Here is a 9,889-nt window from a genome sequence, read left to right as displayed (position 1 = left end):
GGGGGCCCATCGGCTCTCCTCCTGACCCATGATCTGATCCGATGGTTGTTGATGGTGCTCATGGTGATGGCGGCTCTGGGATTCGCTCTGCGCGGTTAAAGGAGGGATCCAGATGTTTCGACGCGTGTTGCCAGCAGGCTTTTTGAGCCTGATGATTGTCCTGGCCCTGTTGCCTTATGTGTGGCCTCAGCCGACCCTCCGTCAGAGCCTGACTGAACTGGGCTCCACGCTTCTGGCTTATGCAGCGGTGGTTGGCTTCCTCTCTTTCCTGGAGGCTCATTTCCACCGGGTGGGAACGCGCGCCGAGGGCTGGCCATATAGCCTGGTGACCGCTCTCACAGCGCTGGGGTTCCTGTTGCTTTCTCTTGCGGAAGGCGGGCTTAGAGGGAGCGGCGTCGCTGGGCCCTGGACCAACTGGCTTTATCAATATGGACTGTTGCCATTGGAGGCCTCCATAGGCGCGCTGTTGCCTTTCTTTATGGTTCTGGCCCTCTGGCGTCTGCTGCGCACCCGCCGTTCCACCTACGTTCTGCTTTTCGTTGCAGGTGTCCTAACCACGTTGATCATCCACTCGAGCGGAACCCTCCTCCCCGTCCTGTTCGGTTCTTTTTATGAAACCTTTTTGTCCCCCCTGGCCATCGGCGGGATCCGTGGGATCCTCATTGGGGTGGCGATCGGTGTGGTGGTGTTGATGGCGAGGACCTTTCTATGGATGGACCGACCGATGGGTCGATGAAGGGAGGTTGGGGATGAAATTCTGTCCGATTTGCGAGGCCCCTAATCCAGAAGATCGGATGATCTGCGAGCAGTGCGGAGCCAGCCTGGTCTCCATCTCCCAAATGGAGGAGGGAGTTCTGTGCTCGGTCTGCGGCTATCGGAATCCCTCCGGAACGATCTTCTGTGAGCAATGTGGGGCCCGCCTGCAGCTCGAAGCCATGCAGGGGGAGGGGGAGCCTTCTGGAGAAGCGCCCGTCGCAACCGTCACGGCCGAGCTGGATTGGGTTGCAACGCTGGAGGGACTTTTCCCGGAGATCCCCTCGGAGGCGCAGCCTCCCGCTCCAGGGGCTATGCCGGGGGGGGCGGACAAGGGAGAGGAGATTACTCCTCCGGCGCTCGTTGAAGAAGGAAATCCGCCCAGCATGGAAGCTTCTTTCCCCGCGCCGTGGGAACGGCCGGAGGAAGAGAAATCCGTTCCGCCGGCGTTGGAGCCCGCCCCATGGATGCCAGCGGTGGAAGAGCTCCCCCTAACTTTCGAGCTGGGGCGTTCCCTGGAAGAAACCCCTATTTCTCCTCCTGAAGGCCTTCCGCCGGAGATCACCGAACCGTGGCCTCTGAAAGAGCCCCTGGAGGAAGAAGCGAGGGCTCTTCCATTTCCTGACGTTTTTCCCCTCATGGAAGGCGAGGAGATGTCCTTGCCTTCCGGGGGCGAGGAGCGCTTGCCCTTCCCCTGGCTGGAAACGCCTGGCGAGGTGCCGGAACAGGGCCCCGAGGCTTCTCTACCAGGGACTGCACCGTTTATCGAGGGGCCTCTGGCATTGGAGGAGGCGGCGGAGGCTCCTCCCCAGGCCGTTCCCTTCACAGAGTTCCCCATAGAAACAACGGAGAAAGCCCCAGAATGGCCAGAGTGGCTGAGGGGATCAGAGGGGGCAGAGAAACCCTCGGAGCCTCTCGAGGAAGCCGTCCCGGAAGCGCCCTATATGCCCTTTGAGACATGGAAGCCCGAGGCGAGCCCTATTCCGACGCTGGAGCTCCCGGTGGAGGAGGGATCATCTGCGCAGGCGAGTGTCTTCCTGATTGAGGAAAAGCTTCCTACCGAAGCCCCTACGACCTCCGCTGATGTTCCCCCTTTCACGGATCTGGAGGCCGTGCTCGCCGAGATGCCGGAGTGGCTGCAGACCCTTCAGCCGGTTCCAGAAGAAGAGGGCCAAGCTCCCTCCGAAGCGATCCCCCCGATCGAACCGGCGGTGGTGGAGACCCGAGGGCCGCTGGCCGGTCTGGTGGACGTGCTGCCTCTGAATCTGCGGCTGACGGAAATCCAGGGGCCGGCGGCCCAGCTTCGATCAGAACCGTCCCCTGAGCTTCGCGCCCGGGCCCAGGCGTGGCAGAGCCTGCTGGATCAGGGCTTGAGCTTTTTGCTTGGGGAACGAGCGGCGGAGCCTGTTCCCGCTGGCCTGGGGGCTGTTCTGGAGCGCTGGCTGCTCTTTGCCCTTCTCATCGGTGTGTTGGTCCTGGGGCTCTACTGGCCGTTGCCATTTTTCCAGCCTGCCCTCTTGATCCCTCCTGAGGATTTCCTGACCCGGCTGGATCAGGCCCCCTCCGGGGGCATCGCCCTGATCGCAGTGGATTATGGTCCGGATCGCGCGGCAGAGCTGGAGATCTATCTCCAGCGGATCCTCGAGCGGCTCACCGCCCGGGGGGTTCGGGTGTTGACCGTGAGCCTTTCCCCCTGGGGAGCCGCCCAGGCCGCTCAGGTGGTTCAGGCGCGTCCGGACTACGGAGAGCGGGTGGTCCATCTGGGATACTATCCGGGTCAGGAAGTGGGGGTGGCCCGTCTGTTCACCCGTCCGCTCGACCAACTGGGGGTGGATTATCGTGGGCAGTCGCTGCAGAGGCTTCCAATCGCCCAGGATTTCGGGGAAGATCCTCTGGCTGCCCGGTTAAGTCTGGTGGTCCTGATCACCGGATCCCCGGATGCCTTGCGGGGGTGGATTCAGCAGGCGCGAGGCGTTCTCTCTCCAGAGGTGCCGATGGTCGCCGCGGTGGGCGCAAACCTAGCTCCTTATGTGGCTCCTTATCAGGAGAGCGGACAACTGCATGCGGTCGCCATCGGCCTGCGGGACGCGTTGCTGTTGGACGGGCCGGTTCCAGTGGGCAGTCCGGCCTTCTTCGACCTCCAGGCGCAGACCCTCCTTCAGATGTTTGTCGTTGCGCTGATTGGCGTGGGGTTAGTGATTCGTCTCCTTCGAAGCCCAACGGCGGTTTAGGGATGACGCTCAATCTGAAACCTATAAAATCCCTCTCCTCTGAGGCCCTTTAGGCCTTCTCGGGATTTGGGGAGAGCGGTCATGGAGGAGCTCCATGGGATCCATCGGGATGGTCGTGGCTTTGCTCCTCACCCTGATGATTTTAAGCTATCTGATCGATGACACGGCGGTGTATCGTCTGGCCGCCAGCCTGCTGGTCGGGCTCAGCGTGGGTTATTTCATGGCGGTGGTGCTGTGGAATGTGCTGATCTCCCAATGGCGGGAGATCATGACCACGACCGATTCCCTGCGACGAGGCTTGCTATTTCTGCAGGTGGGGCTGGGGGTTTTGATCCTGGCCAAGGGGGTGCCCCGACTGGGTCTGGTGGGAGATCTCGGGCTGGCCATTGCCCTGGGGATTGGTTTGGGAACCGCGGGGGCGGGAGCGGTGTTTGGAACCCTGGGGCCTCAACTGATGGCCGGAGTGGGTCAAGGGATCAGCGTGGGGCTGGTGGCGACCTTGCTGGCGTTGCTGGCGGCTCAGTTCTATCGCCCCCCAGCCCGAGGCCCCGTTTGGGGCCGGGTCTGGACCGGGGTTCAGGCGCTGGGGCGTGCGGTATGGGCGTTTGCCCTCGGCGCCCTGTTCGGCAGCGCGCTGATCACCGGGATCTCCCTCCTGATCGGCCGTGCGGAGTTCCTGATCCAGACGCTAAGCCAATGGTGGCGATAGAGATTTGGGTAGCACCCGGTTGATGAGGGGAATGAAAGAGAGGGATGTCAGCGGCCTGGCTGATGCGATGGGGGAAATGGAGCAGCGATGAGCTTGAAAAGCTTGGTGACGATCGATGTGGGAAGCACGCAGACCCGGGCGCTCCTGTTCGCCCGGGTCGAGGATCGTTTCCGCTTTGTGGCCGCCGCCAGCGTCCCCACTCGCCTGCGCGCGGCTCATCCCGATGTGGCCCTGGGGGGGATCCGAGCGCTGGAGCATCTGAGCGCGATCTCCGGACGTCTTCTTCTGGATCCCCAGGGGATCCTGATCGCCCCTGAGCTTTCCAACGGGGCAGGCGTGGATGCATGCCTGGTGACCCTCAGCGCGGCGCTCCCCATCCGGGTGGTCCTGGGCGGTCTCTCGCCGGAGTGGAGCCTCGCCAGCCTCCGACGGGCAGCGGCCAGCGCTTATGCCCAGGTCGCGGAGGTGCTTTCGGTGATCTCGCCGGATGGGCGGCGTCAGACCGAGGAGGATTGGTTGCAGGCCCTGATCGCCGCCGAGCCCCATCTGGTGGTGATCGCCGGAGGCATGGATGGTGGGGCGACCCGCCCGGTTCAGGCGCTCCTGGAAACGGCGGTTCTGGCGGCCCGATTGCGCCCAGAGGGAGAACGCCCGTGGCTCCTCTTCGCTGGGAACGCGGTCTTGCGGGAGGAAGCGGTGGCCCTGGCCGGTCGAGAGCTTCCCCTCCGGGTGTCGCAAAATGTGCGCCCACGGCTGGATGCGGAGCACATCGGCCCGGTGGTGGAGGCGATGGACCAGCGATACGTAGAGCGGGCGATGGCGAGCCTCCCCGGGCTCCCGCTCTTGCAAAGCTGGGCCCGAGGGGATGTTCTGCCAACCGCCCGGGCGCTGAGCCATGTGGCCCGTTACTTGAGCCTGGAGACCCCCGATCGGGGGACGCTGGTGGTGGATGTGGGAGGGAACCATACGGTTGTTACCGTTGCTCACGGTGGGTTGCTGGCCCAGACGGTGCGATCGGAGAGCGGGATCGGGCAGGGGATCCTGAGCCTGTATCAACGCCGGGGATATGAGCGCATCACGCGATGGCTGCCCCAGGAGGTCCGTCCCGAAGCTCTGGAAGCGTTCGTCTGGACGAAGGCGATGCATCCGCTCTCGATCCCTCAAACGATGGAAGAAATGTGGATCGAGCTGGCGTTCGCCCGGGAGGCCATCGCGGAGGCCTGGGAACAATTGCGCTCGCTCTGGCCGGAATTGGTGCGGTCCGCTCGGGCCTTTGAACCGATCCTCCTGACCGGCGGAGCTTTTGCCTCCCATGCCCGTCCGGGCGCGCTGGCGCTGGTGGCCCTGGACGCGTTACAGCCGGTGGGCATCACCACCCTGCTCTGGGATCCGGTCGGGCTCACCCCAGGGTTAGGGGCTCTGGCGGCCCTGGACACCTTGCTGGCGATGGAAGTGGTGAGCAGCCGGCCATGGATCCCTCTGGCCACCGTTCTGGCTCCTGCTCTGGACAGCCCGGTAGCTCTGGACGAGTTGCTGTTCACCGTTGAGGTGCATCATCGCGCGCCGGATGGCTCAGAGTCTGTATATGAAATCGAGGTGCGGGGAGGCCGGCTGGAAGTGGTCCCGATCCCAGGGGTTGGGGAAACCGAACTGCGTCGGTTCCGGATGCGGCGCCCGGTGGATCTGGGGTGGGGGCCTCGACGCACCCCCCGGCGGATCCGCATTCCAGGCGGATGGTTGGGGCTCATCGTGGACGGACGGGGCCGTCCGTTGCGCCTGGCGGAAGATCCCGAAGCGCGCCGGGAGCAGATCCGGCGCTGGCTCTGGGATATCGGCGCACTGGGCGGGGGGCTCTAATTCCTGGGGATTCGGAAGGCCTTGGGGAAAGGGCCGTTGACGCTACCTTCCTCGTCCATCAGCGGTGAAACACCACCGGAATTGGCGGAATGATGCGAGGGCGTGTTCCCCTCCGATTTTGGGAATGGGGAGGCTGCTGAAGGCGCCGCCTCCGCTCCAAACCTTAAAGGAAAATGGGCAAGGCACGAGCCATCCTCACCTTCGAGTTAAACCAATGATGGAAGCGCTGCGTTTTTACCCGGAGGCGGTTAAATTTGTGCCCCTGGCGACGATCCGTCGGGAGCGTCGGCTGCCTGTTCCCGGGAAAGTGTTGGTTCAGCGGGGGGATGCGGTGGAAGCCGCTACCGTTCTCGCGATGGCGGAGCAACCGGCCGGGGTAGTGATCGTGGATATCGCCCGGGCGCTGAAAGTTGCGCCTGAACGGGCCGCGGCTTATTTACGGCGCAAGCCCGGCGCTCCGGTGCGGGCTCGGGAGATCCTGGCGCGGCGGCGGGTCTGGCTGGGACTGCGCACCTTAGAGGCGCGATCGCCGGTGGAGGGGGAGATCGTCGCGGCAGGAGGGGGGAAGGTCCTGATCCGGGCTGGGGTGCGCCCTTTAGAGCTTCGGGCGGGTTTCCCGGGGACAGTCGTGGAGATTCTTCCCAGTTATGGCGCGGTGATTGAAACGACCGGCGCCCTGATCCAGGCCTTCTGGTCCAGCGGCGCGGATTTCAGTGGGATGATCCGGATCGTCACCAGCGGGGCGGAGCCATTACGGGCGCGGGCGATCGATCCCGTTGCGCAGGGCACCCTTGTGGTGGGAGGAGCGTGGATCGAACCCAGCGCCCTGGAGCAGGCGGAACGGCTTCAGGTTCGGGGGATCATCGCCGGGAGTATGGAGGCTTCCCTCTTGCCGATGTTGCGCGAGCTATCGTTTCCCGTTGTTCTGATCGAAGGGTTCGGCCGTCTTCCGATGCATCCCGGGATCTTTCGGATCCTTTCCCTCTATCAGGGGCGAGAGGCCTTTGTGCTGCGGCCCCCAGCAGGCCTTGATGGCCGGCCCGGTCGCCCGGAGATCCTGATCCCTGTTCCCACGGAGAGTCCTCCTCCCCCCGAGCCTGCCGGAGAGGTCCCTCTTCAGCCCGGCATGCGGGTGCGCCTGCTGCGGGAACCCTATCGGGGGCGCACCGGAACGGTGTCTGGGATCTCCGCTCACCCGTGGACGCTGGATAGCGGTCTGCGGAGCTGGTGCGCGGAGATCCATCTGGATGGCGAGGAGGTCCGGATCAGGGTCCCGGTTTATAACGTGGAAATTCTCCGTTCTTAAAGACCTGTAAGGGGATTTGGGGTGGGCAGGCCACCGAGGCTACATTATGTCAGTTGAAACCCTGACCCTTGGGAAGAAGTAGAAGAAGTAGGAGATCAAAGATCCCGATCAGGAGGCAACTCCAATGGCCGACATCGATCTGGAAGAGCTGCCCCCGGAGGAAGGTCCAAACCGGGCGTTTCTGCTGGGCGCGCTGGTCCTGGGAGGGCTTTTTGTGGCGTTGCTTTTCGCGATCGGCCTGTATCTGGCCCTGAGCGGCCCGGCTCGGGGGCGGCCGGCGGCGCCTGCGGTCACCCCGACCCGAACACCGATCCCCTCGCCGAGCCCGCTGCCGCCGACCTATACGCCCACCCCAAGCCCCACGCCCATCCCGACCGCCACGCCGACCCCACCGGTTGTCGTGGCCGGCCAGCCGACGGCCACCCCAACTCCCGGGATCACCGCCACCCCCATCCGCCCGACGCCTACCCCACGGCCCGGTGGGTTGCCCCAAACGGGGGGGAGCAGCTTGGGTTGGGGACTGGGCGCGGTCGGCGTGTTGCTGCTCGCCTTTCTGGCCCGACGGCTCCGTTCGCGCCCCCGGGCCTCATGATCCCCTCCCAGGGGGTTGGGGCTGGGCAGGCCGCCCAAGACGGCCCGCCCAGCCCGGAGAAGCCTTTCGCCACCCTTCTCGAAGCTCTCCCCTCACCTTCCCCGCCGGTTCAGCTCAAAGAGGAGTCGGAGTCCGTGCAGCGTCAGGTGAGGGTCAACCACCTGGATGGCCCGAACCTCATGGGCGATGATATCGGCCAGGCCACCGGTGGCGATCACCCGCGCGGGCTCCTCCAGTTCCGCCTGGAGTCGATCGATCATTCCTTCCACCATGCTCGCAAACCCCAGGATCAGGCCGGATTGCATCGCCTGGATCGTATTACGGCCGATGGCCCGGGGAGGCCGGGCGAGTTCCACCTGATACAGCTGGGCGGCCGCAGTGACCAGGGCTTCTGCGGCCACCAGGATCCCCGGAGCGATCGCTCCTCCCAGGTATTCTCCTTCCTTTGAAATCACATCGAACACCGTGGCGGTCCCGAAGGCGATCGCGATGGCCGGTCCTCCATACAACCGAAAGGTGGCCACGGCGTTCGCCACCCGGTCCGCGCCCACCTCCCGGGGGTTCTCTACCGCCAGCCGGATCCCCGTTTTGATCCCGGGCCCAATGATGAGAGGTTCAATCCCCAGGTAATGCCGGATCATCTCCTCAAACACAGCCCGAAGGGGAGGCACCACGCAAGCGATGGCGCAACCTCGGATCTCATGGGGGCGGATCTGATGAAGGGCAAAGAGGTTCATGAAAAGGGCCGCGTATTCATCAGCCAGGCGATGGCGCTGGGTGGAGAACCGCCAGTGGGCGATCAGGGATTCCCCATGAAAGACCCCTGCCTTGATGTTGGTATTCCCGATGTCCATGCAGAGCAGCATGAGCCTCTCCTCCTTGCGCTGCGGCCATCTGTATCCTGAGCCTTTCTTCCCCTCCCCCCCAAGGGGAGAGGGGAGGGGCCGGGGAAAAGATCCTTCGAGCCTCGGGGCAGGCGGATCGAATCATTTGGGTGGGCGGGCGAGGCCGCCCACCAATACAAAGCGCAATCCGCGCCCTCCCCCGCAGGTTTTGGGACTTGGTGCGCCGCCTTCGGGGACGCCCCAGCCCCGAAAATGTTTTTTCTCCCCCTCCCCGGGGCCCTAAGGCCCAGAGGTGGGGGAGAAAGGGGGGAGGGGCCTGGCCTGTTTCCCTCGTGAGGGCGCCTGGATCGGGCTCGCCGCCTGAAGTTGAACTCCCGTCGGACAAAGATCTTTGGCAACGAGCAGGGCTGTCGAAAGCGACATGCCGGCCCCTCCATTCCCTGGAAGGGTTCAAAGATCCATCCCCCTCATTCGGGGAGGAGGATATTGTCGATGAGCCGGGTCTTCCCAATATAGACGGCCAGCGAGAGAAGCGCTCGATCCTCCACCCAGCTTAACTCCTGCAGGGTTTCTGGATCTGCCACGCTCACATAATCCGGGCGGGCCAGCGGCTCGGCCCGGATGACCTCCCGCATCACCTCCCGCAGGCGCTCCGCATCTCGTTCCCCCTGTTCATAACGCGCTTTAGCGGCCTGAAGAGCCCGGAACAACACCGTGGCCGCTCGTCGTTCCTCCGGGTTCAGATAGGTATTCCGGCTGCTCATGGCCAGACCGTCGGGCTCTCGAACGGTTGGGCAGACCACGATCTCCACCGGGATATTCAGGTCCTGAACCATCCGCCGGATCACAACGGCCTGCTGGGCGTCCTTCTGACCGAAATACGCCCGGTCCGGCTGGACGATGTTCAGGAGCTTGACCACTACGGTCGCCACGCCCCGGAAGTGGCCAGGCCGCGCCGCGCCCTCCAGGGGCCGGCTGACCTCCTCAACGATCACCCACGTTTGAAAGCCCGGCGGATACATCTCTTCAACCGGAGGCGCGAAAACGAGATCCACCCCCAGGGGCTCTAACAGCCGGAGATCCCGGTTCAGATCACGCGGATAGCGGTTGTAGTCCTCGTGGGGCCCGAACTGGGTGGGGTTAACGAAGATGCTGACGGCCACCCGATCGTTCTCCGCGCGGGCCCGACGGACAAGGGAGAGATGCCCCTCGTGGAGATACCCCATCGTCGGCACGAAACCCCATGGGCCTGGAAGGGCCCGTCGGATCGCGCGAGCTTCAGCGATCGTGCGGACCACCTGCATGTTCTGCCTCCTGACCGGTTCAATGTGTCCGTTCGTTGCGAAGGTTGAAACATTTCTCCCGAAGTCGGATGTGCCCTTCTCCTTGAACGCACAGCGAGAAAGGGCGCTTCGCTCCATGTCCAGCTGCGAACATGTTCCCGTTTACCATCGGGCGCGCCCCGTTTCTTTGTCGGAGGACGCAAGGGACGGACGCTCTGCTTCGCGCCCGACTGCCAACACGGGCTTTTCCTTCGCCGGGGGGTGCGGGGCGCCTTCGGCCCCCGGCACCGCACGAACACTTGTAAGGGAGGGG

8 protein-coding genes are annotated in these 9,889 nt (G+C 64.2%); 6 read left to right on the top strand and 2 right to left on the bottom strand.

The genetic code is table 11. The annotated features are described in order from the left end of the window. The first annotated feature begins 112 nt into the window (after positions 1-112). The 6 genes from NZM16_RS07710 to NZM16_RS07685 all read left to right on the top strand — a co-directional run bounded on the left by NZM16_RS07710 (position 113) and on the right by NZM16_RS07685 (position 7,448). On the top strand, positions 113-736 hold the full coding sequence (locus tag NZM16_RS07710; protein ID WP_295449307.1) for a hypothetical protein: 624 nt from the start codon (positions 113-115) through the stop codon (positions 734-736). A 13-nt stretch (positions 737-749) separates the two neighbouring features. Beyond that, on the top strand, positions 750-2,984 hold the full coding sequence (locus NZM16_RS07705) for a zinc ribbon domain-containing protein (protein ID WP_295479721.1): 2,235 nt from the start codon (positions 750-752) through the stop codon (positions 2,982-2,984). A 94-nt stretch (positions 2,985-3,078) separates the two neighbouring features. Continuing rightward, positions 3,079-3,693: a hypothetical protein gene (locus tag NZM16_RS07700; protein ID WP_295449312.1), complete on the top strand. Its 615-nt coding sequence runs from the start codon at positions 3,079-3,081 to the stop codon at positions 3,691-3,693. An 87-nt stretch (positions 3,694-3,780) separates the two neighbouring features. Next, positions 3,781-5,550, top strand: a complete 1,770-nt coding sequence (locus NZM16_RS07695) for a glutamate mutase L (RefSeq protein ID WP_295449314.1) — start codon at positions 3,781-3,783, stop codon at positions 5,548-5,550. A 214-nt stretch (positions 5,551-5,764) separates the two neighbouring features. Then, the gene (locus tag NZM16_RS07690; RefSeq protein ID WP_295479719.1) at positions 5,765-6,856 is read left to right on the top strand and encodes a hypothetical protein; all 1,092 of its coding nucleotides are present in this window, start codon (positions 5,765-5,767) and stop codon (positions 6,854-6,856) included. 124 nt (positions 6,857-6,980) lie between these two features. After that, positions 6,981-7,448, top strand: coding sequence for a hypothetical protein (locus NZM16_RS07685; protein ID WP_295449320.1), 468 nt, complete (start codon positions 6,981-6,983; stop codon positions 7,446-7,448). A gap of 92 nt (positions 7,449-7,540) precedes the next feature. Here NZM16_RS07685 and NZM16_RS07680 read toward each other — a convergent pair whose 3' ends face one another. After that, complete coding sequence (locus tag NZM16_RS07680; protein ID WP_295449323.1) at positions 7,541-8,314, bottom strand: type III pantothenate kinase; 774 nt, start codon at positions 8,312-8,314, stop codon at positions 7,541-7,543. A gap of 446 nt (positions 8,315-8,760) precedes the next feature. Next, complete coding sequence (panC, locus tag NZM16_RS07675; protein WP_295449326.1) at positions 8,761-9,597, bottom strand: pantoate--beta-alanine ligase; 837 nt, start codon at positions 9,595-9,597, stop codon at positions 8,761-8,763. Positions 9,598-9,889: the final 292 nt, after the last annotated feature.

The sequence above is a fragment of the Thermoflexus sp. genome, assembly GCF_025055495.1.
Lineage (GTDB): Bacteria > Chloroflexota > Anaerolineae > Thermoflexales > Thermoflexaceae > Thermoflexus.
The sequence above is the reverse complement of the archived record's forward strand: the minus strand, read 5'-3'. Positions and strand labels throughout refer to the sequence as shown.